General features: G+C 63.4%; 25 protein-coding genes and 1 pseudogene. 16 read left to right on the top strand and 10 right to left on the bottom strand.

Annotated features, from left to right (window positions below; translation table 11 throughout):
- Nucleotides 1-8: 8 nt before the first annotated feature.
- On the top strand, nt 9-1,100 hold the full coding sequence (locus WBK23_RS14795) for an extracellular solute-binding protein (RefSeq protein ID WP_424484691.1): 1,092 nt from the start codon (nt 9-11) through the stop codon (nt 1,098-1,100).
- A 12-nt stretch (nt 1,101-1,112) separates the two neighbouring features.
- On the opposite strand, the gene WBK23_RS14790 is transcribed toward WBK23_RS14795, so the two are convergent.
- Both WBK23_RS14790 and WBK23_RS14785 read right to left on the bottom strand, forming a co-directional pair.
- A complete protein-coding gene (locus tag WBK23_RS14790; protein WP_424484690.1) occupies nt 1,113-1,583 on the bottom strand; it encodes an RNA methyltransferase in 471 nt (156 codons plus the stop codon).
- Nucleotides 1,584-1,657: 74 nt separating this feature from the next.
- On the bottom strand, nt 1,658-2,032 hold the full coding sequence (locus WBK23_RS14785) for a YajD family HNH nuclease (RefSeq protein ID WP_424484689.1): 375 nt from the start codon (nt 2,030-2,032) through the stop codon (nt 1,658-1,660).
- A 126-nt stretch (nt 2,033-2,158) separates the two neighbouring features.
- Between WBK23_RS14785 and WBK23_RS14780 the strand changes: the two genes are divergently transcribed.
- A complete protein-coding gene (locus tag WBK23_RS14780) occupies nt 2,159-2,455 on the top strand; it encodes a hypothetical protein (RefSeq protein ID WP_424484688.1) in 297 nt (98 codons plus the stop codon).
- A 4-nt stretch (nt 2,456-2,459) separates the two neighbouring features.
- Here WBK23_RS14780 and WBK23_RS14775 read toward each other — a convergent pair whose 3' ends face one another.
- From WBK23_RS14775 to WBK23_RS14760, 4 genes and pseudogenes are all read right to left on the bottom strand, one after another.
- On the bottom strand, nt 2,460-2,933 hold the full coding sequence (locus tag WBK23_RS14775; RefSeq protein WP_424484687.1) for a cyclic nucleotide-binding domain-containing protein: 474 nt from the start codon (nt 2,931-2,933) through the stop codon (nt 2,460-2,462).
- Nucleotides 2,934-3,059: 126 nt separating this feature from the next.
- Nucleotides 3,060-3,647: a methyl-accepting chemotaxis protein gene (locus tag WBK23_RS14770; protein ID WP_424484779.1), complete on the bottom strand. Its 588-nt coding sequence runs from the start codon at nt 3,645-3,647 to the stop codon at nt 3,060-3,062.
- 507 nt (nt 3,648-4,154) lie between these two features.
- Nucleotides 4,155-4,682: pseudogene (locus WBK23_RS14765) on the bottom strand (Tar ligand binding domain-containing protein); the annotation flags it as partial.
- A 223-nt stretch (nt 4,683-4,905) separates the two neighbouring features.
- Entirely contained in the window at nt 4,906-6,936 is a 2,031-nt protein-coding gene (locus tag WBK23_RS14760) for a S9 family peptidase (RefSeq protein ID WP_424484686.1), read from the bottom strand.
- Nucleotides 6,937-7,071: 135 nt separating this feature from the next.
- Here WBK23_RS14760 and WBK23_RS14755 point away from each other — a divergent pair, with 135 nt between their 5' ends.
- The 4 genes from WBK23_RS14755 to WBK23_RS14740 all read left to right on the top strand — a co-directional run bounded on the left by WBK23_RS14755 (nt 7,072) and on the right by WBK23_RS14740 (nt 9,392).
- The gene (locus tag WBK23_RS14755; protein WP_424484685.1) at nt 7,072-7,545 is read left to right on the top strand and encodes an MFS transporter; all 474 of its coding nucleotides are present in this window, start codon (nt 7,072-7,074) and stop codon (nt 7,543-7,545) included.
- A 68-nt stretch (nt 7,546-7,613) separates the two neighbouring features.
- Nucleotides 7,614-8,057, top strand: coding sequence for an HIT family protein (locus WBK23_RS14750; protein WP_424484684.1), 444 nt, complete (start codon nt 7,614-7,616; stop codon nt 8,055-8,057).
- Nucleotides 8,050-8,826, top strand: coding sequence for a class II glutamine amidotransferase (locus tag WBK23_RS14745; RefSeq protein ID WP_424484683.1), 777 nt, complete (start codon nt 8,050-8,052; stop codon nt 8,824-8,826). Before WBK23_RS14750 ends, WBK23_RS14745 begins: the two co-directional genes overlap by 8 nt.
- A 32-nt stretch (nt 8,827-8,858) precedes the next feature.
- The gene (locus WBK23_RS14740) at nt 8,859-9,392 is read left to right on the top strand and encodes a DUF2937 family protein (protein WP_424484682.1); all 534 of its coding nucleotides are present in this window, start codon (nt 8,859-8,861) and stop codon (nt 9,390-9,392) included.
- Nucleotides 9,393-9,399: 7 nt separating this feature from the next.
- On the opposite strand, the gene WBK23_RS14735 is transcribed toward WBK23_RS14740, so the two are convergent.
- The 4 genes from WBK23_RS14735 to WBK23_RS14720 all read right to left on the bottom strand — a co-directional run bounded on the left by WBK23_RS14735 (nt 9,400) and on the right by WBK23_RS14720 (nt 13,529).
- Complete coding sequence (locus WBK23_RS14735) at nt 9,400-9,765, bottom strand: cupin domain-containing protein (protein WP_424484681.1); 366 nt, start codon at nt 9,763-9,765, stop codon at nt 9,400-9,402.
- Between the two features lie 21 nt (nt 9,766-9,786).
- The gene (locus WBK23_RS14730; protein ID WP_424484680.1) at nt 9,787-11,181 is read right to left on the bottom strand and encodes an NAD(P)/FAD-dependent oxidoreductase; all 1,395 of its coding nucleotides are present in this window, start codon (nt 11,179-11,181) and stop codon (nt 9,787-9,789) included.
- A gap of 26 nt (nt 11,182-11,207) precedes the next feature.
- Nucleotides 11,208-12,497 (bottom strand): glycosyltransferase, encoded by a 1,290-nt coding sequence (locus tag WBK23_RS14725; protein ID WP_424484679.1) that lies wholly within the window; start codon nt 12,495-12,497, stop codon nt 11,208-11,210.
- A gap of 117 nt (nt 12,498-12,614) precedes the next feature.
- Nucleotides 12,615-13,529, bottom strand: a complete 915-nt coding sequence (locus WBK23_RS14720; protein WP_424484678.1) for an FCD domain-containing protein — start codon at nt 13,527-13,529, stop codon at nt 12,615-12,617.
- Between the two features lie 191 nt (nt 13,530-13,720).
- Here WBK23_RS14720 and WBK23_RS14715 point away from each other — a divergent pair, with 191 nt between their 5' ends.
- From WBK23_RS14715 to WBK23_RS14670, 10 genes are all read left to right on the top strand, one after another.
- The gene (locus WBK23_RS14715) at nt 13,721-14,776 is read left to right on the top strand and encodes a polyamine ABC transporter substrate-binding protein (RefSeq protein ID WP_424484677.1); all 1,056 of its coding nucleotides are present in this window, start codon (nt 13,721-13,723) and stop codon (nt 14,774-14,776) included.
- 183 nt (nt 14,777-14,959) lie between these two features.
- The gene (locus tag WBK23_RS14710; RefSeq protein WP_424484676.1) at nt 14,960-15,823 is read left to right on the top strand and encodes an ABC transporter permease; all 864 of its coding nucleotides are present in this window, start codon (nt 14,960-14,962) and stop codon (nt 15,821-15,823) included.
- Nucleotides 15,816-16,628, top strand: coding sequence for an ABC transporter permease (locus WBK23_RS14705; protein WP_424484675.1), 813 nt, complete (start codon nt 15,816-15,818; stop codon nt 16,626-16,628). The genes WBK23_RS14710 and WBK23_RS14705 overlap by 8 nt, the downstream gene beginning before the upstream one ends.
- The gene (locus WBK23_RS14700; RefSeq protein WP_424484674.1) at nt 16,618-17,697 is read left to right on the top strand and encodes an ABC transporter ATP-binding protein; all 1,080 of its coding nucleotides are present in this window, start codon (nt 16,618-16,620) and stop codon (nt 17,695-17,697) included. The genes WBK23_RS14705 and WBK23_RS14700 overlap by 11 nt, the downstream gene beginning before the upstream one ends.
- 47 nt (nt 17,698-17,744) lie before the next feature.
- A complete protein-coding gene (locus WBK23_RS14695; protein WP_424484673.1) occupies nt 17,745-19,031 on the top strand; it encodes a nucleotide disphospho-sugar-binding domain-containing protein in 1,287 nt (428 codons plus the stop codon).
- Complete coding sequence (locus WBK23_RS14690) at nt 19,024-19,389, top strand: cupin domain-containing protein (RefSeq protein ID WP_424484672.1); 366 nt, start codon at nt 19,024-19,026, stop codon at nt 19,387-19,389. Before WBK23_RS14695 ends, WBK23_RS14690 begins: the two co-directional genes overlap by 8 nt.
- Before the next feature lie 61 nt (nt 19,390-19,450).
- The gene (locus WBK23_RS14685; protein WP_424484671.1) at nt 19,451-19,795 is read left to right on the top strand and encodes a cupin domain-containing protein; all 345 of its coding nucleotides are present in this window, start codon (nt 19,451-19,453) and stop codon (nt 19,793-19,795) included.
- A gap of 4 nt (nt 19,796-19,799) precedes the next feature.
- Nucleotides 19,800-20,840, top strand: a complete 1,041-nt coding sequence (locus WBK23_RS14680) for an aminoglycoside phosphotransferase family protein (RefSeq protein ID WP_424484670.1) — start codon at nt 19,800-19,802, stop codon at nt 20,838-20,840.
- A gap of 17 nt (nt 20,841-20,857) precedes the next feature.
- Nucleotides 20,858-22,360, top strand: coding sequence for an aldehyde dehydrogenase family protein (locus WBK23_RS14675; protein ID WP_424484669.1), 1,503 nt, complete (start codon nt 20,858-20,860; stop codon nt 22,358-22,360).
- 70 nt (nt 22,361-22,430) lie between these two features.
- Entirely contained in the window at nt 22,431-23,483 is a 1,053-nt protein-coding gene (locus tag WBK23_RS14670) for a response regulator transcription factor (RefSeq protein WP_424484668.1), read from the top strand.
- The last annotated feature ends 43 nt before the right edge of the window (nt 23,484-23,526 follow it).

Here is a 23,526-nt window from a genome sequence, read left to right as displayed (position 1 = left end):
AGGTTTCGATGAAACTGCACACCACTTTGTTAGCCCTGAGCCTGGCTGCCTGCGCGAGTGCGCAGGCAGCCGAAACGCCGAAACAGGTCAATCTGTATATCTGGAACGAGTACCTGGGCGCAGACACCCTGGCCAGCTTCGAGAAGAAGACCGGGATCAAGGTGGTGGCCGACCATTTCGACTCGCTGGAAACCGTGGAGACCAAGCTGCTCACCGGTCGCAGCGGTTATGACCTGGTGCTGACCGCCGGCCAGCATCTGCAACGGGCGATCAAGAGTGATGCCCTGCAACCGCTGAACAAAGCTGCGCTGCCACATTTCGTGGGTCTGGACCGTGAGTTTACTGGGCATATGGCGACCTTCGATCCCGGCAATCGCTACGCCGGGCTCTACGTCTGGGGTACCACCGGCTTCGGCTATCAACAGCAGGCCATCGCCAAGCGCATGGCCAATGCACCGATCGATAGCTGGGCGATGCTGCTCGACCCAGCGGTGGTGGTGAAGTTCGCCGACTGTGGGGTGAGTTTCCTCAATGACCCCAACGAGGTGTTCGCCGCGACCTTTCGCTACTTGGGCCTGGATATCAATCAGCAGAACCTCGACGACCTGAAGTTGGCCGAGGCGCACCTGGCCAAGGTGCGGCCGCATATTCGCTACTTCGACAACGACCGCAATATCGCCGATCTGGCCAATGGTGATACCTGCCTGGCGATGTCGTGGAACGGCAACGTGTCGATTGCCGCCGGCCAGGCGCAGCAGGCGGACAAGCCGTACAGCCTGCACTACAGCATCCCGCGTGAAGGCACGCTGATCTGGTTCGATGCGATGGTGATTCCCAAGGATGCGCCGCACCCCGAGGCCGCCCATGCGCTGATGGATCACCTGATGAGCCCGGACGTGGTGGCAGGCATCACCAACAGCATCTACTACGCCAATGCAGTGCCGGCGGCCAATCCGGCGGTCGATCCTGCGATTCTCAACGACCCCGGCATCTACCCGCCGCAGGCCGTGCGCGCTGGGCTCTACAGCAAGAACGACAACACTCAGGCCTTCAATCGCGCGCTGACCCGCGCCTTCAGCCGGCTCAAGTCGGGTCTGTAGTGACGGCGCGGCCTATTTGAATTTGGGCCCGGACTTGGTGTTGTTGCCTTTGGCCATGCGGTCGTAGAGCACCACGTTGACGGTGGCGGCGAGGTTCATGCAGCCCTCGGTGGGGATATAGATGACGTCCTCGCACCAGTCGCGGACTTCCTGGCTCAGTGAACCGTCTTCGGGGCCGAAGATATAGATGGCGCGGTCCGGGTGGGTGTATTCGGGCAGTGGTCGCGCGCCATCGACCAGCTCTACGGCGACCGGCGTGCAGCCCAACGGAATGATCTGTTGCAGGTCCTCGACGCCGATCAGCGGAATATCCATATAGATACGCTTGGTGTCGGTGATGAAGTCGCGTGCCCGCTCATAGCGTTTGCCGGTGTAGAACACCGAGGCGACGCCATAGCAGCCGGCCGCGCGCATCACTGCGCCGACGTTTTCCGGGGACTTGGGGTTGAATAAACCAATGCAGCTGTATCGTTTGTTTGCCACGTAACCGGCCTTGTCTTGGCTTTGCAGCCATCGGGGTAAAGGCCGGGATTATACGGGCGCAGGCGGGAGGTGACCTATTCTTTGCTTTTCAGCCTTGCAGCCAAGTCGGCGAAGGGGTTGTGGGTCGCCTGGGCGGTTTTCGGTGTGCTCAGCGAGCCTTCGCTGAAATACTGCTGGTCGGTGTAGCGCGAGTGTTCGTTGTCGTGGCAATACAGGCACAGCAGCTCCCAGTTGGAGCCATCCTGCGGGTTGTTGTCGTGGTTATGGTCACGGTGGTGCACGGTCAGTTCGCTCAGGCGCTTGCCGGAAAACTCGCGAGCGCAGCGGCCGCAGACGTGCGGATACATTTTCAGCGCCTTGTCGCGGTAGCCTTCTTCACGCGAGCGCTGGGCCTCGGCGAGGATGCGGTCAAGCTTGCCGGTGGCGGAGGGGGATTTGTCGCTGCTCATCTGACTTCTCGTGGCGTGGGCGTATGCTGTCAGTCTAGCGCCGTCGGTCGTTGCTGAGAACCGTGGGGGGCACTTACCGACCGGTGTGTGGCCCAATCAGACATTACCTGTAGCCGGAGATAACGTATGCGCCTATCCATGCTGTTGCTTGCCGTGCTGACCACCCTGTGCAGCCTGCCGCTACACGCCCAGCAATCGGCCGTTCGTCCTGCGGGCTCGCCCGGTACCGCGACGCCGCAACCCTATGCCCCCGCACCGACGCTGCCACGCGCGGCACCGAACACCTATGCCAACAAACCTCCGCTGTTGAAGCAGCCGCAAATGCCGGCCCTTAACCCCGGGCGCACTGCGGATCAGGATTTGCCGCTGTTGCAGCAGCAACGGCAGCGCAATGTCGACTCCCTGGGCAAGCCACGCAACTGAGCGGCTAGAGCTGTTGCTCGACCCGTTGCCCGTCGGCCATTCGCAAGCGCCGCGACATGGCCACGGCAATGGCGCGGATGACCTTGGCGGCGGTCTTGGGCGCTTCGCTGAGCATCTTGTCCAGTGAGTCCTTGGCCAGGATCAGCAGGCTGCAGTCACTCACGGCAATGCAGCTGGCCGAGCGGCGTTCACCGTCCAGTACCGCCATCTCGCCAAACGCGCGGCCTTTGCGCAGCTTGGCCAACTCGATCACTTCGCCGGCGGAATTGATCTTGCGCACCGACACCGCCCCCGCATGAATGATGCACATAAAGGAGCCAGCCTCGCCTTCGAGGCAGATGTTCTGATCCGCGTGGTATTTGCTGACATTGAAGTAGCCCGCAGCGCTGAGCAGCTCATTAGGCGTGAGGTTATCGAGCAGGCCGCAGTCGAGCAGCATGTCGCGGATTTCATCGATCAGATGCGAGCTGGGGTGCATGCGGATACGGCCTGGGAAAGTCGGCGGGAGCAGATACTGAGACCTTAGCCGGCCGTTTCCGCGCTCGCCAGCGATAGCCGTGGTGAGCTGCTGATTGGTGCAAACCACCCTGAATACAGGCGTGGCCTAGAAGCTGAAGCGGCGGATAACCCCTTGCAGCCTACCGGACATGGCTTGCAGGGCCTGGATGGCCTGCACGATGCCGCCTTGCGCAGCGGAGTTTTCTTCGACGATTTGCGCCACGCGCTCCACGCTCATGGCCACCTGCTCGCTAGCGGCGCGTTGTTCCTGCAGTGACAGAGAGATCACGCTGACCGCTTGCAGCGATTCATTCAGGGCTTGGCGAATACCGCCCATCGAGCTGCCTGCCTGATCCACCAGCTGAGTGCCAATGCTGACCCGTTCGCAGCCAGCAGCCATGCTGTTTTTCGCCTTGTGCATGCCGCTGTAAATGGCATCGACCAGGGCAATAATTTCGGTGGTGGAATGCGCGGTGCGTCCGGCCAGGCTGCGGACTTCATCGGCGACCACGGCAAAGCCGCGACCTTGTTCGCCAGCGCGCGCGGCTTCGATGGCGGCGTTGAGAGCGAGCAAGTTGGTTTGTTCGGCGATGCCGCGAATGACGTCGACGATGGCGCTGATATTGCGCGACTGCGCCGCCAGGGTTTCGACATCCTGCGAGCTTTCGGCCACCAGCTCAGCGATCTTGTGCATTTCTGCGGTGGCGCGGGCCATCACCAGAATGCCTTCATCGGTCATGTCGCCGGCTTTTTTCGCCATATCGTAGGTTTGCTGAGCGTTTTCGGCGATGTGATTGATGCTCACCGCCAGTTGCTCGACAGTGGCAGCCATGGCGGAGGCGGTATCGCTCTGCACGTTGGCGCTGGTCAGCACCTGCTCGGAGGAGGCGGCCAACTGCAGGGTGGCGCATTCGATCTGCTCGGAGGCTTCACCGATATTGCCGATCATGTCCTGCAGGCCCTTGCGCATGCTCTGCACCGATTTCATCACCCCGGTCATCACCTGGCTGCCAAGGTTCTTGCCGCCCAGGCGGCCTTCGGCGATGCGTGCACTGATTTCCTCCAGCTCGCCGGGTTCGGCACCCAGCTGGCGGCTCATCAAGCGGGTGAAATACAGCACCTGCGCCAGGCCGACAAACAGCGCCAGCAGAAGCACGCCAATGCTCATGGCGAGGTTGCGCGAGTACGCCGCTTCACCAAGCTCATATTGGCGTTTGGCTTCCAGCAGTTGCACGTCGATCAGTTCGGCGAACTTGGCTGACAGGGGGTCGATCAATGGGTAAAGGCGGTCGTTGGCAAAGCCGGCAATACCGTCAGCGTCGCCACGGTTGAGCAGGTTCTGCAGCTCATCCAGCGGTTGCCGGGCCTGCTCCATCAGTGGGTTGATTTGCTTGATCAGCTGGCTTTCTTCGTTGATCAGTTCGGTGGCCAGGTAGGCCTGCCAGGTTTTCTCGATGCGCAGCTGGGCTTGTTCGATCAGTTGCTGCGCGGCTTTGCTGTCGATTTCACCGCTGCGGGCCTTGTGGGTGGCATCGACGATATTCACCGCATACAGGTCGGCGATCAGCTTAAGGTCGCGCAGCGGCACCACACGGTCGAGGTAGACGGTTTGCAGCCCTTTGACGGTGGCTTGCAGGCCATACAGGCCGAGGCCGCCAACGCACAACAGGCCCAGAAGCAGGCAGCCAGCGAGCAAAAAAAGATGGGTTCTGATCTTCCAGTTATTCATCACAAACCTTCCATGGTGAATGAGCCGAACAGGGGAGTGGCAATGCGCCAGCGTGGAAGTCAGGGTAGCCCAGTTTTTGCGTCAGACAGGTTAAATCTGTACGAGTGGTCAAGTAGTTTTTCGCTCTAGAAACCGGGTGTTTAGCGCGAAAAACACTGAGGGTGTGCGCCCGTTCGGTTTTGCCTGAGGTTGGCAGTCGAACGGGCGCGCAGTGGCGGCCGAGTCAGATCAGGCCGAACACCTTGAGGATAAAGGCGTATTCCAGGGCTGCATCCTTGAGGGCCTGGTAACGGCCGCTCATGCCGCCGTGACCGGCATCCAGTTCGGTCTTCAGCAACAGCAGGTTGCTGTCGGTTTTCTGCGCGCGCAGCTTGGCCACCCATTTGGCGGCTTCCCAGTACTGCACGCGGCTGTCGTTGTAGCCGGCCACCGCGAGAATCGCCGGGTAGGCCTGGGCCTGCACGTTCTCGTACGGCGCGTAGCCTTTGATTCGCTCGAATACCTCGGGCTGGTTGGGGTCACCCCATTCGTCGTACTCGGTGACGGTTAGCGGCAGGTCGGGGTTCTGCATGGTGTTGAGCACGTCGACAAACGGCACTTCGGCGATGGCGGCGGCGAACAGCTCGGGGCGCTGATTGAGCACTGCACCCATTAGCAAACCGCCCGCGCTGCCGCCGCTGATCACCAGCTGGCTGGCCTGGGTGTAGCCACTGCCGATCATGTGCTCGGCGCAGGCGATAAAGTCGCTGAACGAGTTGTGCTTGTGTTCCAGCTTGCCGGCGCGGTACCAGGCTTCACCCAGCTCGCCACCGCCGCGTACATGCGCGATGGCGAAGACGAAACCGCGCTCCAGCAGGCTCAGGCGCGCATGCGAGAACCAGGGGTCGAGGCTTTCGCCGTAAGCGCCGTAGCCATACAGGTAGAGTGGGGCGGGGGTGCCGAGCACCTCGCGTTTGGCCACCAGGCTGATCGGCACCTGGCTGCCATCGGCGGCAGTGGCCCAGAGGCGCTGGCTGACATAGCTGTCGGCATCGAACGGTCCGAGCACCGGGGTTTGCTTGAGTACAATCTGCTCGCCAGTGGCCAGTTCCAGCTGACGCACCTGCGCGGGGCGGTTGAGCGCTTCATAGCGCAGGCGAATCACCGGGCTGTGGAATTCCAGGCTGTCCTGCACATACAGGCTGTAGGCGGCGTCCGGCAACTGCACGCGGTAGGTCGCCTGGCCGTGGGGTTGCACCTCGATGATCGGCAGGCCGCCTTCGCGCAGGCTGAGAATCAGCGCGTGTTGATTAAGGCTGATGCCTTCGAGCATCACCTGCGGGTCATGGCCGCGCAGCGGCTGCCAGTGGGCGCGGGTCGGGGTTGCTTCGCCGGCGCTGAACAGGGCGAAGTTGATGCCGCTCTGGTTGCTGCGAATCAACCACAGCCAGTCGCCGCCAAGGGTGCCGTGGTCAGCGTAATACTCGTGGCCTTCCTCGCGCGGGGCCAGGCAGCTGAATGCGGCGTGCGGCGTGTCGGCATCCAACACCCAGGCTTCGCTGGTGGTCTTGCTGCCGAGCAGTAGCACCAGCTGGCGTTCGGAGCTGCTGCGGTAGCAGCTGAGGAAAAAGCGCCCGTCGGGTTCGTGGAATACCTCTTCGGCCGCCTGGGTGCCGAGGCGGTGGCGATACAGCTTGTGCGGCCGGTGGGTGTCGTCCAGTTCGCCGAAGAACAGGGTCTGGCTGTCATTGGCCCAGGTCATGCTGCCGTCGCAGTCCTCGAACGGCAGCTCGATCAGGCTGTCGTCGGCCAGTTCCTTGACGAACAACTGGTAGGTTTCCTCGCCACTGGTGTCCAGGCTGTAGGCCAGGCGCTGGTGATCGGGGCTGATGCTGAACGCCCCCAGCGAGATAAAACCGCCCTCGGCCAGGGCATTGGGGTCGAGCAGCAGCTGTTCGCTGGCGTCATCGACAGTCAGCGAGCCATCGGCGGGTTTGCGGCAGCGGTAATGCCGCGGGTATTCATCGCCAGCCGTGGTGCGCTGGTAGTACAGGTACGGCCCCCAGGGTGATGGCAGGCTGAGGTCGGTTTCGCGGATGCGCCCCTTGATCTCTTCAAACAGCGTTTCGCGCAGTTGCAGTTGCTCGCTGAGCTGGCTTTCCAAGTAGGCGTTTTCCGCCTTGAGGTGATCGAGCACCTCAGCGCTGTCGCGGTTTTCCAGCCAGCGATAGGGGTCGCTAGCGTCGCCTGTGCGGGCGATAGGGGCGTGGTGCATGGGGTAACTCCGTTAGCTGACGGCCGACAGCGGGGACGCCGAAGCAGGCAAAAGCCGTTATCATAAGCGCCACTTTGCCGGCTGGGCGCTTTTTCCGCGTCGGCCAGGCCGCCGCTGCCAGAGAACCTGCGTTTTATGATTGAGAACGACTACCTGCTTGCCTGGAGCGCCTACCTGATCGCCGCGCTCGGCTGCCTTCTGGTGTGGTTTCGCCTGACCAACTGGATGTGGCGCTACCTGCGCGAGCCGCTGCGCGTGCTGGTGCTGGTGCTGCTGTTCAGCCCGACCATCGTCGACCCTGGCAAGGAGCAATTCGCGCCCGCAGTGGCGATCACTGCCATGGACCTGTTGCTGGACGTGGGCAACAACGCCTGGCGTGCGGTGGCTGACCTGAGCATGTACGGTCTGATCGTGTTTACCCTGTACCTGCTGTTTGTTGCCGTTCGCTGGCCTGTAGAGCGTTGGTGGCAGGCGCGCAAGGGGCCGGCACCGATTGCCGCTGGCGAACCGACCCTGCGTGAGATGATGGCGCGCGATGATCAGGATTTCGGCGACACCCGTTACGACGCTCGTGGCGACCGTCGCCTACGTGTTGAGCCGCGCTTGTAATCTGCTCCGTACCCTTGCACCGAGCGACACACCCGTTCAGCATGGCCCATCGCTTATAAGGAGGGGTTATGGAGTGTGTGTTCTGTGCAATTGCCGCTGAGCAATTGCCTGCCGAGTGTATCTACGAGGATGAGCACTTTATCGTCCTGCTGGATATCTTCCCCCTGCGCCCGGCCCATGTGCTGATTGTCAGCCGCGAACATGCGCCCTTTCTCAAAGACCTCTCCACTGCCGCCTGTGAGCGCTTGCTGCCGCTGGCGCAACGTATGGCTGCGGCCCTGCGTGCGGCCGGTTATGGCGAGCAGGGCATCAATTTCCTGGTCAATGACGGGCCGACCTCCAATCAGCATGTGCCGCACCTGCATCTGCACCTGATTCCACGGCGCAGCGGCGATGTCATGCAGTTGCTGTGGCGCGCCCTGACGCGCTTTCTGCCGTTGGCGCGCAAACGTATCGAGGCGCGTCTGGCGAGTGAAGCGCAGCAGCTGCGCGAGGCGTTGCGCCATGTGTGAGTTGCTGGGCATGAGCGCCAATGTGCCGACCGATATCGTTTTCAGCTTTACCGGCCTGATGCAGCGCGGCGGGCGTACCGGCCCGCATCGCGATGGCTGGGGCATCGGTTTTTATGAAGGACGCGGCCTGCGTCTATTTCAGGACCCGCGCGCCAGCAGCGAGTCGGAGGTGGCGCAGCTGGTGCAGCGCTACCCGATCAAGAGCGAGGTGGTAATCGGCCATATTCGCCAGGCCAATGTCGGCCGCGTCTGCCTGGCCAACACCCATCCTTTCGTGCGCGAGATGTGGGGGCGCAACTGGTGCTTTGCGCACAACGGCCAATTGGCCGATTTTGCCCCGCAACTGGATAACTACCGACCAATTGGCGACACCGATAGCGAGGCAGCCTTTTGTGATCTGCTCAATCGCCTGCGTCAGGCCTTTCCCGAGCCGGTGGCGGTGGAGCAGTTGTTGCCCTCCCTGGTCAGTGCCTGCGCCGGGTATCGGCAACAGGGCGTATTCAACTGCCTGCTCAGCGATGGCGACTGGTTGTTCAGCTTTTGCAGCAGCAAGTTGGCGCATATCACCCGGCGCGCGCCGTTTGGCCCGGCGCATCTGAAAGATGCCGATATGCAGGTGGATTTCCAGGCGGAAACTACGCCCAATGACGTGGTCACTGTCTTGGCCACCGAGCCACTGACCGATAACGAAAGCTGGACGCTTTACCAGCCGGGCGAGTGGCGTTTGTGGCGCGGCGGTGAGTGTGTGGCACAGGGTATGGCGAGCTGATTCAGGGCTGAAATTTAACGGGGAGGGAAGCAATGTTTAGAAGCTATCTGCGGTTGGCCTTGTTTGCCCTGGGGTTGCTGGTTGGGGTGCAGGTACCGGGTTTTATCGACGATTACAGCAAGCGCGTCGAGGCCCACCGTATCGAAGCGGAGCAGGGGCTCAAGGGCTTCCGGGACACGGCAAAACGCTTTTTCAAGGGCGATCTGGTGGCCCTGGTCGGTCATTACCAGGCCAGCGCCGATCCGGTGATGCGCAGCGATGCCAAAAGCCTGGGCACGCTGGTCGAGCGTTCGGCCTTTCTCGAGCGCGAAGCCAAGGCCATGCAGGGGCCCTGGTATAGCCAGGTCTGGCATCTGGCGAGCGCCGCTGATCATGAGTTGCTGGAAGAAACCTTCGCCGCCTACCGCTACCAGGTGCTGCTCGCCCCCGAAGCCATCGCCTGGGGCATTGCCTGCGCGCTGCTGCTGGCCTGGCTGCTGGAGTTACTGGGACTAGGTATTGGCCAGCTGCTGGGCAGCGGTCGCCAGCACAGGGTCGTCCAGCCCGGCTCGCGTCACTGGCGCTAAGCCGTGTTCAGGCACCGCTGATCAGGTAGACCTTGCGTACCGGGCTGAGGTTTTCCCAGGTGCCTTCGAACCCGGCGGCGACCACGAAGGAGCTGCCCGGGCCGAAAGTCCGGCTGTTACCGGCGTTGTCGGTCAGGCGCACTTCACCTTCGAGGATATGGCACAGCTCGTCGTAGTCGCAGCTGCAACGCTCCTTGTGCGGGCCGGCCTCCCAGATGCCGGCGGTTAGGCCTTTGCCGGCATTGCTGAAGTGACGCCAGGTGCTGCTCTGGTAGGGCGCGTCGACGATGGCGGGGTCGTTGATCTCGTTCTGCAGGGCCGGGACCGGGCTGCTGGCGAAATCGATGACGTGGTTGGGCAGTGTGCTCGACATACAGGTTTTCCTTGTTCTTGATCAGGAATCGAAGCCGACGCCGAAGGCATCCAGCGTCTTCAGCAGCAGGTTGCGTCGGCCGCTGCGGTCTTCCTCGGCCAGGCCACGCTGCGCCAGACTGATGCTGGCGTAGCGCAGCGGCTCGGGCGGGAAGGGCACCGGTGTACGGTTGAGCATGCGCAGCGCGGTGCGTTCGGTCTGCTGGCCGTCCAGCAGGTCGAGCAGCGTGGCGGCGGCGAAACGGCTGGCGGACACGCCCTGGCCGGTGAAACCCAGGGCGTAGGCGATACGCCCGCCGGCGTGGCTGCCGGTAAACATGGTAGTGCGCGCCGAGGAGTCGATGATGCCGCCCCAGGCATGGCTGAAACGCACTCCGGCGAGCTGCGGAAAGGTCTGCTGGAACTGCTCGGCGAGGCGCACGAAGGTCTGCGGGCGCTGAGTCAGGCCTTCGTCCAGGCGGCTGGCGAAGGGGTACACGGCATCGTAGCCGCCCCACAGGATGCGTTGGTCGGCGGTCTTGCGCAGGTAGTGGAATTGGTTGCCGGAGTCGGCGATGCCGTAGTTACCGCGCCAGGCGATGCTGCGCAGCTGCTCGTCGCTCAGCGGCTCGGTGGTCAGCGCGTAGTCGTAGATCGGGATGATCGCGGACTTGTGTCGCGGCAGCAGGTCGGTGAACACGTTGGTGGCCAGCGCCACTCGCTCGGCCTGGATGCTGCCGTAGTCGGTCTGCAACAGCAGGTGGCCGGGGTACTGTTGCAGGGCCCGCACCGGGCTGTGCTCGTAGATCTCGATACCCTGCTGCAGGCAGGCGCGGCGCAGTTCCCGGGCCATCTTGGCCGGGTTGAGCAGGGCGTAGTTGCTTTCGAACAGGCCGGCGCTGTACAGCGGCGAGTCGAGGCGCTCCTTCAGTGCGCTGCCTTCCAGGTATTCGCAGGCGATGCCGAAACGGCGGTATTTCTCCTCCAGGCTGCGCAGCCCGTCGATCTGCCAGGGGCTGTTGGCCACGCTCAGCTTGCCCTGGCGCTGGAACTCCACGGCCAGACCCAGGCGGAGCACATCCTGTTCCAGTTCGTCGAGGTTCTGTCGGCCCAGGCGGACCAACGTTTCGGCTTCGGCGGGCCAGCGTTTCAGCGCGTTGGATACGCCGTGGGAAATGCTCGGCGCGCAGAAGCCGCCGTTGCGTCCGCTGGCCGCGCCACCGCAGGCCTGCGCCTCGATCAGGGCGATACGCGCCTGCGGATGGCGCTGGCGCGCCAACAAGGCCGTCCACAGGCCGCAGAAGCCGCCACCGACTATCGCCAGCTCGCAGTGCAGTTCACCCACCTGGCGGGTGAAGCTGGGTGCGGGACCCTCGGCGTCCAACCAGTAAGGTTGCGGAATGGTTTGCTCAAGGCTGTGCAGGGCGCGATCGCTCATGGGGGGCTCGCTGGCGGAGTGGTTTATTAGGAGGAGGGGTCGGGTAACTGGAGAATCGCCCGGGCGGCCATTTCAGTGCCGCGCGAGGCCTGCATCTGTGCGCTGGCCTGTTGCAGGTGCTGCTGCATGGCGCTGTCGTCGAGCAGTTGTGCGATGGCTGCGGGCAGTGCCGCGAGCGGGTCCTCGAAGCGCGGCAGGTAGCGGCCGACACCGACTTCCTCGGCGCGCTGGGCGTTGTCGTGGCCGTCCCAGCAGTAGGGAATGATCAGCGACGGCAGGCCAAAGTACAGGGCCTCGCAGAAGCTGTTGTTGCCGCCGTGGTGGATAAACAGCTGGCATTCGCGCAGCACCGCCGGCTGCGGGAACCAGCTGTCCAGGTAGACGTTGTCCGGCACGCTGTCGTACTGGTCGCGGTAGGCGCCGACGTTGATTAGGAAGCGGTAGGGCAGGTCGGCCGCGGTGTCGATCAGGCGCTTCATCATGCCGACGTCGGCGGCACCAAGGCTGCCGAAGCTGAGATAAACCAGCGGCGCGTCATTGTGGTGCGGGAAGGACGGGGCCACGTACGGTGCCTCGCGGCGCACGCAGCCATCCAGGTAGACGAAGCGCGCCGGGTCGAGTGGCTGCTGGCGGGCGTAGCGCACCGGCGTGGGCGACAGCAACAGGTTGAGCCAGGGCGATTCTTCGAGGAACAGGCCCGGAGCGCAGGGATTATGGCCGCAGCCTTCCAGGAAACGGGAGTAGCGTGCATGCGCCGGGGCTACGGCTTTGACGTAGTGCTGCCAGTAGCGCTCGCAGGCGAGCGGGTCGCTGGCGCTGGCACCGGACAGGTAGGGCGGCACGGCGGCATCCGGCAGCTCCGTCTCTGCGCAGGAGATCACCCGCACCCAGGGGCAGCCGGCCTTGGCAATGGCGGGGAACATCACCACGTTGTCCAGCACGATGGCGTCCGGCTTGAGTCGGGCGAGCAGCTGCTGCAAGGGTTTTTCCGTCTCGATGGCGGTATCGATGATGGCTTCCCAGGCCGGCACTACATAGCTGTCGATCTGCTCCAGCGGGGTCTGATCGAAGTAGGGGATGTTGCGCTCGATAAAGCGCTCCCAGTAATGCTGATGCTCCTCGGCGGAGAGCGCACTGCCGAGCAGGATCGGGTATTCGGCGAAACCGTATTCGGCGAACAGCCCCTGGAAATGCTCATGGCAGATGAATACCGGGCGCGCACCCTGCTCGCGCAGCGCCTGGGCGATGCCGATGCAGTTGAGTGCGGCACCGAAGCTGGCTTCGGGAAACAGGGCGATCACTTTTTCTTTGGACATGGCGGGTCGCTTCCGTGACCAGGGCTCAACCCTGGTCGGCCTGGTTTTTCCAGATCATGTATTTTTTGATAAAAAAACACACTGTTTTTTTTGAATAAATTAGTACCGGGGCGAAAGTCAGGTCCGCGGAATGCCGCGGTTGGCGGTCTGTGGGCGCTGCGCGGCGGACAGGCGCAGGTGCAGGCGCATCAGGTCGGCGGCGATTTCCATTTGGCCGCGCTCGATCGCCTCGATGATCCGCAGGTGCTCGCGCATGGCTTCCTGCAGGCGGTGCACGCTGACCATCGGCAGCAGGTTGGGCAGGCGGCGGAGGCGTTGGTGGTGGAGTAGGGCGTCGCAGAGGAAGCGGTTGCCGCAGCTCTGTGCGATCAGTTCGTGGAAGCTGATATCGAGTTCGCGGAACTGTTCGATATCGAAGGCTTCGATGGGTAGGGTGAGCAGGCTTTCCGTGCCGCTGCGCAGTAGCGACAGGCGCTGGCGGTCGGCTTCGAAACCGGGTGAGAGCAGGGCTTCGGGTTCCAGCAGCATGCGGTAGCGCAGGCTGTCTTCGAGGGCGTTGAGGTTGTTCAGCAGGGGGCGGAACAGCCAGGACTGGCCGGGGCCGCGCTCCAGTACCTGGTCCTCGGTCAGCTGGGTCAGCACCTTCTGTGCGGCCGGCCGGCCGATGTCGTAGCGGCGCATGATCTCGCTGGCGTTGACGCTGCTGCCCAGGCGGCCGGCCATGCGGTCGCGCAGTACCGAGGCGGCCGTCTCCTCTTCGGCGGCCTGGGGCAGTGTCGGGTTGAGTGTCTGATTGGCTGGGGCGGCGGTCAGGCAGTAGCCGCGGCCGGCCTGGTGGTCGGCCAGGTGCTGTTCGAGCAGCACATTGAGGCCGGCGCGGATCAAGGTGCGCGATACCTGGAAGGTGCGCGCGAGTTGCTGTTCGGAGAGGGCGTCGCCGGCTTCCATGCCATTTTCCTGGGCGTGCTCGAGGATGCGTCGGGCCAGCTCCAAGTGGTTGATGCGGGGTTTCTTTTCGCGGGTAGTGCTCAATCCGTTTGCTCTCTAGATGGGCTGTTGCAGCGCGTGAATCACCTTATGCCACAGCAGCGACCCCTCCAACAAGAAACAGAAAATTGTTGACTTAATGTTTCGTGTGGTATTTATTCGAAAAAAAAGACATGTAACATCGCTTCAGCTGCCTTCGAAAACAACAACAATCAATCGTTCGTTAGGTGTGCCAAATGAAAACCAGCAGAACCCTGTTGTGCGCAAGTCTTTCCCTGTCCGCTGCCATGGCTGCGCCATTGGTTAGTGCCAAGGATATGGTGATCTCCATCTGGGACGGCTACATGGCCCCGGATGCCCTGGAGAAATTCCAGCAAGCCACTGGTATCGAGGCTGACAAGTCGCTGCATGCCACCAACGAAGAAATCATGGGTAAGGTCATGGCTTCCGGTGGCGAAGGCTACGACGTGCTGTTCGTCTCCTCACCCTTTGCCGAAGTCCTGCACCAGCAGGGGCTGCTGGCCGATATCGATCCGATCAAGGTGTCCAACCTGAAGAACCTCTACCCCGAGGCGCAGGTCCTGGCGTACGACACCGGCAATCGCTACTCCGTGCCCTATACCTGGGGCACCACCGGCATCTGCTACCGCGCTGACAAACTCAGCCAGGCGCCGCAGAGCTGGGGCGACCTGCTCAAGCCGAGCGATGCGGTCAAGGGCAAGGTCACCCTGCTGGCCACCGATCGCTGGTTGCTCGGCGCCGGCTTCCTGGCCAACGGCTGGAGCGTCAACGAGGCGCAGCCGGAGCACATCAAGACCGTGCGCGATCAGTTGATCGAAACCAAGAAGCGCATCCTCTCCTTCGACGACACCACCTTCTACTCCAAGCTGGCTTCCGGCGAGACGCTGATGGCGCACGCCTGGGATGGCTGGTGCAACTACGGCACCCAGGCCAATGCGGACATCAAGTTCATGGTGCCCAAGGAAGGTTCCGACCTGTGGGTCGACACCATGGTGGTACTGAAGAGCTCGAAGAACCTCGACGCGGCTTACCAGTTCGTCAACTTCATGCTGGCCAAGGAAAACCACGCCTGGGTCGCCGAGAACATCCTCTACAAGGTGCCCAATCAGGCCGCCATGGAAGGGCTGGGCAAGGAACTGCTGAGCCAGTATCCGAACCTCACTACGCCACCGGCGGAGCTGGTCAAGCAGGAGTTGCTGCGTGATGTCGGCGGCGCCACGCAGAAGGCCTATACCCGCGCGGTGACCGAAATCATGGCGGCACAAGACTGACGGCCTCCTGGGCGTCGGCCATACGGCGTTGAAACCGGAGCTCGAATGCTCACGTACTTGAGTACGCTGCGCTTCTCACCCCGATTTCGCCTTGTCTGGCTCTAGCCCAGAAGTCCTCGATATTTATGAATAGGTAGCCAGAAAAACTGGCTACCCAATCCCCCGCATTTCGAGATCCTTTAAATGAGTGTTTTGCACGCTGACAGGCGGCTGTCGGCCTGGCTGTTGCTGCCCGCGCTGGGCTGGCTGGCCCTGTTTCTGTTGCTGCCGTGCCTGTTGGTACTGGTTTATAGCTTTCTTGAGCGCGGTGCCTACGGTGGTATCGACTACGTCTTCACCTGGGACAACTACCAGCGCGCGCTCGACCCGCTGTATCTGGAGATTCTCCTGCGCTCGGCGAAGATCGCAGGCTTAGCCACTCTGTACGCGGTACTGATCGGTTACCCGGCGGCCTACGCTATCGCCCGCGCCCCGCGGCAGCGGCAGGCGGTGTACCTGTTTCTGGTGATGCTGCCGTTCTGGAGCAACTACCTGATCCGCACCTATGCCTGGATCGTCCTGCTCAACCGCAAGGGCCTGATCGCCGGCGTGCTCGAGCCCATGGGCCTGTACGGCGAGCTGCTGAATATCCTCTACACCGAGTCGGCGGTGATCCTGGGGCTGGTTTACAACTACATCCCCTTCGTCATCCTGGCGATCTACTCCTCGCTGTCGCGGATCAATGGCGAACTGTGGGAAGCCTCCAGCGACCTCGGTGCCTCAGGCCTGACCACCTTCCGCCGCATCATCCTGCCGCTCAGCGTGCCCGGCGTGGCCGCCGGCGCGGTGTTCGTCTTCGTCCTCAGCATCGGTAATTTCATCACCGCCGACCTGCTCGGTGGCAAGCAGGTGCTGATGGTTGGCAACCTGATCTATTCGCAGTTCCTCACCGCCCGTGACTGGCCGTTCGGCTCGGCGCTGAGCTTCTTCCTCATCGCCATCATGCTGCTGTTGCTGTTTATCCAGGCCATGCTGGCGCGCCGCGCCCAGGGGGCTCGCCATGCGTAACGCGCCGGCTGTTTTGCTGGGCAGCCACCTGTGGCTGGTGTATGCCTTCCTTTATATACCGATCCTGGTGCTGATCCTGCTGTCGTTCAACGCCAGCGGCCTGCCCACCGCCTGGGGCGGGGCGTCGCTGAAGTGGTACGGCGCGCTGTTCGCCAACCAGGCGATCCAGCATGCGGCGCTCAACACCCTGATCGTCGCTTTGGTTTCCACCAGCCTGGCCTGCGTGCTCGGCACCTTGCTGGCACTGGGGGTGGAGCTGCGCAGCCACGCCAGCGGCAATGCGGCGAAGGCGAGCAACCTGGCCGACACCCTGCTGATGGCACCGATGATCATTCCCGACATCGTCCTGGCCATCGCCCTGCTGAGCTTCTTCAACCTGCTGAAGATGAGCCTGGGCCTGCACTCGATCATCTTGAGCCACGTGGTGTTCAACATCGCCTTCGTCTGCGCGGTGGTGCGTACCCGTCTCAAGCACTTCGACTATTCGATCCTCGAGGCCTCCATCGACCTCGGTGCCAACTGGCCGACCACCCTGCGCCGGGTGCTGCTGCCGAGCATCTTCCCCGGCGTGCTGGCGGGCGGGTTGCTGGCGTTCACCCTGTCGGTCGATGAATTCATCATCGCCTTCTTCAACTCCGGTTCGGGCAGCGCCTCGACCACCTTGCCGATGCAGGTCTACTCGATGATCCGCTTCGGCGTCACCCCCGAAATCAACGCGTTGGCGACCCTGGTGATGCTGGTCAGCTTCACCGCGCTGTTCGCTTCCCAGCGGCTCAACAAGGTGCACAGCAAGCATGAAGACTAATAACGCTCCGGTGCTGGTTCTGGACAAGGTCAGCAAGTCCTACGGTCAGGGTATGGCCGTGAAAGACGTCAGCTTGAGCATCCGCGAGAACGAGTTCTTCGCCTTGCTCGGCCCCTCCGGCTGCGGCAAGAGCACCCTGTTGCGCATGCTCGCCGGCTTCGAGACGCCAACCGCCGGCAGCATCTACCTGGACGGCCGCGACATCTCGCCGATGCCGGCCAACCAGCGCCCGCTGAACCTGATGTTCCAGTCCTACGCGCTGTTCCCCAACATGAATGTGCGCGACAACATCGCCTACGGCCTGGAGATGGAGCGCCTGCCCAAAGACGAGATTGCCCAGCGTGTCGACGCCATGCTGGAGACCGCGCAGCTGCGCGACTTCGCCCGCCGTCGCCCGGACCAGCTGTCCGGCGGCCAGCGCCAGCGCGTGGCCCTGGCCCGGGCGCTTATCAAGCGGCCACGGGTGCTGCTGCTGGACGAGCCGCTGGGCGCGCTGGACAAGAAGCTGCGCGGCAAGATGCAGCTGGAGCTCAAGCGCCTGCAACACGAGAGCGGCATCACCTTCATCATGGTCACCCACGACCAGGAGGAGGCGCTGGTCATGGCCGATCGCATGGCCGTGCTCAAGGACGGCGAGGTCAGCCAGTGCGGCAGCCCCAACGACATCTATGAGAACCCGCGCAGCCGCTTCGTCGCCGACTTTATCGGCGTCAGCAACCTGATCGAAGGCCAGCGCATATCAAACGACCAGGTCGATGCCGGCGGGCATCGCCTGAAGATCGAGCCGACCGCCGCGCTGGTCAGCGGCAACGTCGCCCTGGCCCTGCGCCCGGAGCGCCTGCAGGTGCTCGGCGGCGAGTCGCCGCGCTGCGACAACGAAGTCGACGGCCGGGTGGTCGAGGTTGCCTACCACGGCCTGGACACCAACCTGCACGTGCACACGCCGGTCTCCAGCAAGCCGTTGATCGTACGGGTGCCGTCCTCGCAGCACGAATTCACCACCTTCACCACCGGCATGCCGATCCGCCTGGGCTGGAATGCCCAGCATGCGCGCGTGCTGGCCTGCTAAGCCGCACAGAACAAACAAGAACAACAAGAACAACGGGAGTCCAGACCATGAGTGAACGCAAAGTCATCGCCTTCTTCCCCGAGGCCGCCTACGGCCCGGCGCTCAATTCCGTCGGCATCGCCCAGGCGTGCGAAGCGCTGGGGCACAAGGCGGTATTCCTCACAGATCCAGGCATGACTGGGGTGTATTCGGCCTACGGCTTCGAAGAACACTACGTGAACATGTCCGAGCCGATGCCCGCCGAGGAGATGGCGCGCTACTGGAGCGACTTTATCAACGGCCACATTCCGAACTTCGGCAAGGAGCCGATCGACCAGCTCGACAACTATGTGAAGGAGTGTTGGGCGGCCATAGTCGAGACCAGCAAGTGGGCGGAAAAGGAACTGCCGGCGATTCTCGAGCGGATCAAACCGGACCTGATCTGCGTCGACAACGTCATCCTCTTCCCGGCCATCAAGCAATACGGCAAGCCGTGGGTACGGATCATCTCTTGCTCGGAGAACGAGGTCGAAGACCCGGATATCCCGCCGTATCTGTCGGGTATGAGCATCGACGACAAGGCTGGGCACGTGCGCTTCAGGGCGAAATTCGAGGAAGTGATCGCGCCGATCCATGCCGACTTCAACCAGTTCCTCTCCGAGTGCGGCGAGCGGCCTTATCCGCTGGGCACCTTCTTCGAAGAGTCGCCCTGGATGAACCTGCTGCTCTACCCGGACCCGGTCAAGTTCGAGCGCCGCTTTCCGCTGCCGGCCAGGCGCTTCCACTACCTGCAAGGCTGCGTGCGCCAGGACAAGGCTTATGAGATTCCCGAGTTCCGCGCCAACAACGACAAGCCGCTGCTCTACGTCAGCTTCGGCAGTCTGGGCTCGGGCGACGTCAGCCTGCTTAAGCGCCTGATTGCCAGCATCGGCAAGTTGCCGTACCGCGCGCTGTTCAATGTCGGCGAGCATCTGGAGGAGTACAGCGAGCTGCCGAACAACGTGATTGTCTCCAACTGGTATCCGCAGCCCTCGGTCATCGCCCAGGTCGACGCGGTGATCCATCACGGCGGCAACAACAGCTTCACCGAGTGCCTGTACTTCGGCAAACCGGCCATCGTCATGCCCTACGTCTGGGATGGCCACGACAACGCCATGCGTGCAGAGGAAAGCGGCCATGGCTTGCGCATGCACCGCAGCAACTGGGAACACGCAGAGCTGGCCGAGAAGCTGGTGCTGTGTGTCAGCGACGCCAGCATGGCTGCACGCCTGCAGCGCGCCAGCGCCCACATGACCTCACGCAATGGCCCGCAAGACGCGGCCAATATTCTTGATGGAATTCTGAACAATGCCTGAAGCCCGCCTCGATTCCAGTGCGCCACATATCACTGCTGCCTGCGATTACAACGACCTGGTCGACTGGGGCGTGCAGGCCGATGCCATCGCCGGCCAGTCGCATTCCAGCGGCCGCCTGCTGTTCAAGGGGCCGAACAACAGCCCGGAAACCGGGGTGTGGGTGTGCACTCCCGGCATCTGGCGGCTGTCGATCCCGCGTGACGAACTGTGCCATTTCGTGGCCGGCCGCGCCATCTATCGCCACGACAACGGCGAGGTGATCGAGGTCGGTCCCGAGACCCTGGTGTTATTCCCCGCCGGCTGGACCGGCGAGTGCGAGGTCCAGGAGACCCTGCGCAACCTTTATATGCTGGCCTGAGGCCTGCCTGTTCCGCCGCACCTGCGCAGGTGCGGCCCTATTGATAAGTGAGAGTTCGACCATGAAAACCCCCGTTATCTACCGCCCCCTGCAGGTCACCGAGCTCAAGGACTGGGGCGTGATCCCGACCATGCTCGAAGGCGAGTCGCACATCAGTGGCGTAGTGCTGCACAAGGGGCCTGAGGGCCAGTCTGAATGCGGCATCTGGCACTGCACGCCAGGCAAGTGGTTCTGCCACGTGACCAACGACGAGTTCTGCCACTTCCTCGAAGGTCGCTGCACCTACGTGCACGAATTGGGCGAGGTGATCGAGGTCACCCCGGACACCGCCGCCTTCTTCCCCAAGGACTGGAAAGGCGTATGCACCGTCCACGAGACGGTGAAAAAGGTCTACATGATCCGGTGATGACATGAACCAAGCCCTGTCTACTCAAGCCGCAGCCGACGACGCGCGCGCCGCTTTCCTCGCTCTGCATGGTTATGCTGCCACGCCGGTGCGAGCGTTGCCGGCGGACGCCTCGGCGCGCCGCTATTTCCGCCTGGACGGTGCCGGCCTGCTGCTAATGGACTCGCCGCCGGCCAGTGAGCCGCTCGCGCCTTACCTGCAGGTCGCCGAGCTGCTGCGCCTGTTGGGCTTGTCGGCACCGCGGGTGCTGGCGGCCGATGCGGCGGCAGGGCTGGCATTGGTTGAAGACTTCGGCCACGCCACCTACACCCGCCTGCTGGCGGCCGGGCATGCCGAGCAGCCGCTGTACGAACTGGCGGTGGATTGCCTGGTGCAGCTGCACCAGGCACCGGCCAGCCATGGCTCAGCGTTGCCGGCTTACGACGCGGAGCGCCTGGCGACGGAGTTCGGCCTGTTTATCGACTGGTATGCGCCACTGCTGGTCGGCCGCGAACGCGCCAGTGCCCTGCGTGCGGACTATCTGCAGCTGTTCGGCGGGCTCTGCGCGGCGGTGGCCGAACGCCGCGAGGCCGTGGTGCTGCGCGACTTCCATGTCGACAACCTGATGCTGCTGGAAGGCCGTAGCGGGGTGGCCGCTTGCGGCCTGCTGGATTTCCAGGATGCCCTGCAGGGCGCGGCGGCCTACGACCTGATGTCGCTGCTGGAAGACGCCCGTCGTGACGTACCGGCCGCGCTGCGCGCCAGCCTGCTGCAACGCTACCTGGCGCAGCGCCCGCAGCTGGACGCCGAACGCTTTATGGCCGACTACGCGGTGCTGGCCGCCCAGCGCCACGCCAAGGTGCTCGGCATCTTCGTGCGCCTGGCCCAGCGCGACGGCAAGCTCGGCTACCTCGACCATTTGCCGCGCACCCTCGGTCTGTTTTGTCAGGCCCTCGATCATCCTGCGCTGCAGCCGCTGCGCGATTTTCTCGACCAGCAACTCGCGCCCTGGAGCGACGCTCTGCCGGCCAGCGCGATTGCCGTACTGCGCGGCCGCCCCCTTTGACTGCCTTAGGAAATGCCATGAGCACCTTCACCTGCGACACGCCGCTGCGCTTTATCAGCCCCGACTACCAGGCACCGGCCACTCAGCGCCTGCGCGAGATCTTCGACCCGGCGACCCTGCAGCGGGTTGGCACCATCGGCCTCGGCGATGCGACCGACGTGCAGGCCGCCATCGACGCGGCCAATACCGCGCAGCAGGGCTGGCGTCAGACCGATGCCAAGAGCCGCGCGGCGCTGTTGCACCGTCTGGCCAATGCCATCGAAAGCGATGTGGAATGCAACCGTGAAGCAGCGCGGCTGATGACTCTGGAAATGGGCAAGCCGTTTCCAGAGGCCATGGGCGAGCTGGCCAACTGCGCGCCGATATTCCGCTACTACGCCGAGATGGCCCGCGACGAAGCCGGCAAGGTCGCCGGCACCACGCAGATCGGCTCCTTCCAGCACGTGCGTTATGAGCCCTACGGCGTCAGCGTGCACATCATGCCGTTCAACTTCCCGATTCTGCTGATGTGTTGGACAGTCGCGGCCTCCCTGGCCGCCGGCAATGCCTGCATCATCAAACCGGCGGAAAGCACCAGCCTGTGCACTCTCAAGTTCATGCAGTATTTCCGCGCGCTACCGGCGGGGCTGGTGTCCTGCGTGCCGGGGGACGCGCAGACCGCGCAGCTGCTGGTGCAGTCGGAGCGTACCCATGCAGTGGCCTTTACTGGCAGCGTCGCCGCCGGCAAGGCGGTGGCGGTGGCCTGTGCCGAACGGATGAAACCGGCGGTGATCGAGGCCGGCGGCAGCGACCCGATGATCATCAGCAAGCATGCGCCGCTAGAAGTCGCCGCCGCCGGCGCGGTGACCGCGGCTTTCCACCTCACCGGGCAGATCTGCACCTCGGCCGAGCGCTTCTTCGTGGTCGATGAAGTGCACGATGAGTTCGTCGCCCGTTTCGCCGAAAAGACTCGCCAACTGCGTATTGGCCATGGCCTGGAGCACAGCGAAATAGGCCCGTTGGTCAGCCAGGCCGCGCGCGACAAGGTCATGCTCCTGGTCGCCGATGCGGTCGAGAAGGGCGCGACGGTGGTGTGTGGCGGGCGCATTCCGCCGGGACAGGACTGCGGCTGGTTCTATGAGCCGACCATCCTCACCGGCGTCAACGCCAGCATGAAGATCTTCCATGAGGAGTGCTTCGGCCCGGTGGCGGCGATCTGCAAGGTCGCCGACTTCGATGAAGCCGTGCGCCTGGCCAACGACTCGCCGTTCGGCCTCGGTGCCTCGCTGTTCTCCACGGATCTCGCCGAGGCCATGGAGGCTGCCGACCGTCTGGAAGCCGGCATGGTCTGGGTCAACAACCCGCTGATCGACAACGACGCGCTGCCTTTCGGCGGCTGGAAGATGTCTGGCATGGGCCGCGAACTGGGCCGTCAGGGTCTGGATGCATTCCGCCGCTCGAAGATGGTGATCATCGACCACCAGCCGCAGATTCAGTCGTGGTGGTACCCCTACGCCGACGATGTGTTCTATCGCGCCTGAGCCAGGAGTCAGCCATGCACAGCACCTTTCCAGTGTCACCGCCCGCCCGCTGTGTGATGAGGGCGTGGCGATGATCCAGTACGGCGCGGGCCAATCGATGGAAAGCCTGCAGGCCTTCAACCTGTGCCTGCTGCAATTGGGACGCCTCACCCGTGAGCGTGGCGCTTCGCAGTTCATCGCCGAGGGTCTGCAGGCCCTCGCCGAGCTGGTGCCCTTTGCGTCGGCCTGGTGGGGCGAGATGTCCCAGGCGCAGGACAGCGCGCCGCCACAGAGCTGGATGCACGGGCGGATCAACCTGAGCGCCTCGTTCGCCGCCGAGTGGCACCAGGTCGCCGGCAATGATCAGTTTTCCCACGGCACCTTGAATCGCCCGGGGGAGATAGTGCGCGCCAGCGGTTTCAGTGACCCCTGCGCCGCGGTAAACGCCTTCGCTCGCCGGCATGATCTCTACCACCTGTTGTGCATCACCTTCGAGCTGCCCGAAAGCGGCCTGATGTTCTTCGTCTGCCTCTACCGTGGTGTGGCGGATCAGGCCTTCAGCGACAGCCAGGCCAACCTGTTTGCCGCCTTCTGTGAGCACCTGTTGCAGCTCTGGCGCTTTCAGGTGCAGGACATGCAGCGCCTGGCCTCCTGCGCCGGTGCCAGTGATTTCGCAGTGGCCTGCCTGGACGGCAGCCTGCTGTATATCGGTGCCCGGTTGTGCAACAGGATTGCCGGCGCGGAGCCCGGTTGGCATGGCTCGCTGCTGCCCGCCGCGCTGATCGAGCAACTGCCCAAGGCACCCTGCGTGGTGCGCCTGGGGCGGGCGACGCTGACCCTGACGCGGGTCGGCGAGCAGGTGCTGCTGGCGCTGCAGACGCCCTCGCGCAGCACGGCCCTGGCACCGCGCGAGCGCAGCGCCGCCATGCTGTTCGCCGCCGGTCACTCGTACAAGGAAATCGCCCGGATGCTGGCCCTGAGCCCAGCCACGGTGCGCACCTACCTACGCAACTGTTACCTGCATCTGGGCGTGCGCAGCAAGGTCGAGCTGGGTTCCATCCTGCGCCTGTCGCTGGCGGCCGAGCCAGGTCAGGTCCACCTGCGACAGAGGGCGAGTAATCGTGTTGCCCCCCCTCATTTGTAGAGGGCCATAGCTGGCTTCGGCTCGCTAGGCTGGGCCAGCCTGC

Origin of the sequence: Pseudomonas sp., from assembly GCF_049653025.1 — a bacterium.
GTDB lineage: Bacteria > Pseudomonadota > Gammaproteobacteria > Pseudomonadales > Pseudomonadaceae > Aquipseudomonas.
This window is presented reverse-complemented; position numbering and strand designations above follow the sequence as displayed.